This is a genomic window from Microcystis sp. LE19-195.1E, assembly GCF_027532095.1.
Taxonomy (GTDB): domain Bacteria; phylum Cyanobacteriota; class Cyanobacteriia; order Cyanobacteriales; family Microcystaceae; genus Microcystis; species Microcystis aeruginosa.
On record NZ_JAPZSZ010000190.1, the window covers coordinates 1 to 1618 of the forward strand.

Consider the following 1618-nt stretch of genomic DNA (forward strand, 5'->3'; position numbering starts at 1 on the left):
CTGCTCTTTCTTCTTCTTTAAGAGCTTTTTGTAAGTTTTTCTTTTCTTCTAAGTCTAGGAAATCTTTGGCTGGCATAAGTAGGATTTTTCTAAAATTACTATTTCTATTTTAGGTGGTTTAAGTGCGTTTTAGCTTATCAACAGCAAAAGCTATCTTCAATGGAAATGAGATAGATCTGTACGAATTTTTAGGTGAAGAGTCAAACCAAGGCTTTGATGAGGCATTGAAGCAAATTGATACCACGAAGCTAGATCCAGGAGCATACCCAATACAATTTCAGATAACGATGGTACTTCCCGAAAACCAGTTGCTCGTGAACGGTGATGATATTGCCAAAATTCATTTAGATGTTTCGGTTGAATTACTAATACATAAGCCACGAGTTATTCACCACTTTGCCATAGAAGGTCGTGGCAAATATATAGAGTTAGAGCCTTATGACTATGGCACAGGACATGGAGAATTAATAATTACACTTGCTGCACCATTGGAAAATGATGTTACTCTTGAAAGAAACTGACTGCTGCATAACAATCCGCTTGCACACCGACCGTATCAAGTTAGTTGGTTGAGTGCGATGCCGAAGGCACTGCGTAGCAGTACGCCGCTCTGGTAGTTAATGAAATGTAACGCACCTCTTTTTTCTCTAGCCGTAGTACCATGCTCATTCATTGAAGCAAGTGATTGTAAGCTAACGGGGTTTTTTGATTTTTGAAAAGGCGATCGTTAGTTACCGTCCTGACTTAAAAAATAGCCAACTGCACGCTGAAGCTGTTCCATCCCTTGTTGCAGTTGGTCAATACGAGCCTTAGATTCCTCCATTTGTTGAGCAGTAGCCTCCACAAACCGATCAATACGCCGATTCGTTGCCTCACTAATTTCTGCTAATCTGTCAATATTGCTTTCTATTCGCTCTATTCGCTGCTGACTTGCCTCTAGACTGGCTTCAATACGGTCTAACCGAGAACTTTGCCACCACATTTAGTTAACACCTTGAAAATAAGCGATTATTGTCCTCAGTTTAGCAAATCTTTAGACAAATTAATCTCTTTTCATAGGGCGATCGCTTGAGGCGAAACTGCGATCGCTGGTTGCTTAGTTAATGAAATGTAACGCACATATTTTTTCTCCAGTCAAACTATTTTTGACTAATCTCGAATGCTAAGTCGTATCTGTAAAAACAGACATCAAAGGCAAGAAAGAAGTTCATCTGTCCTAGTATTAGCGGCGCATATTTATCTTGTGTCCAAGCAAAGGCTAAATCTACGGTGGGGAATTGCTCAACAGTAGCTTTAACAACCAATGCACGAGCTTCAAATCTAGCTAAATTACCTCCTAATGGCAGAGATAGCCTTTGGTTTTCCCAGACTGCACCTAAAGCTAAACCCATTTCATAGGGCAACACATTAACACTAGAGCCAGTATCCAAGAGCCCCGAAACATTCAAGGATTGACTTTGATAAGTTAATGTCAATGTTGACACTCCCGTCGCGCTTATGCGAGGGATTCTTGGTTCACTGACTCAAGTTGTCTTAGCAGGTATTTCTACCAACCAAAATAGAGCTTAAATCTCCCCAAGCGTTTAGGTCTGACGACCAGCTTCCGATATGCCCTATC

Annotated in this window: 3 protein-coding genes; 1 reads left to right on the top strand and 2 read right to left on the bottom strand. The window is 40.7% G+C overall.

The window, feature by feature from the left end:
- The first annotated feature begins 122 nt into the window (after window positions 1–122).
- A complete protein-coding gene (locus O9300_RS10865; protein WP_287971650.1) occupies window positions 123–521 on the top strand; it encodes a hypothetical protein in 399 nt (132 codons plus the stop codon).
- A gap of 206 nt (window positions 522–727) precedes the next feature.
- On the opposite strand, the gene O9300_RS10870 is transcribed toward O9300_RS10865, so the two are convergent.
- On the bottom strand, window positions 728–982 hold the full coding sequence (locus tag O9300_RS10870) for a hypothetical protein (protein ID WP_002737596.1): 255 nt from the start codon (window positions 980–982) through the stop codon (window positions 728–730).
- Window positions 983–1139: 157 nt separating this feature from the next.
- Window positions 1140–1484: a pepsin/retropepsin-like aspartic protease family protein gene (locus tag O9300_RS10875; protein ID WP_125731603.1), complete on the bottom strand. Its 345-nt coding sequence runs from the start codon at window positions 1482–1484 to the stop codon at window positions 1140–1142.
- Window positions 1485–1618 lie beyond the last annotated feature (134 nt).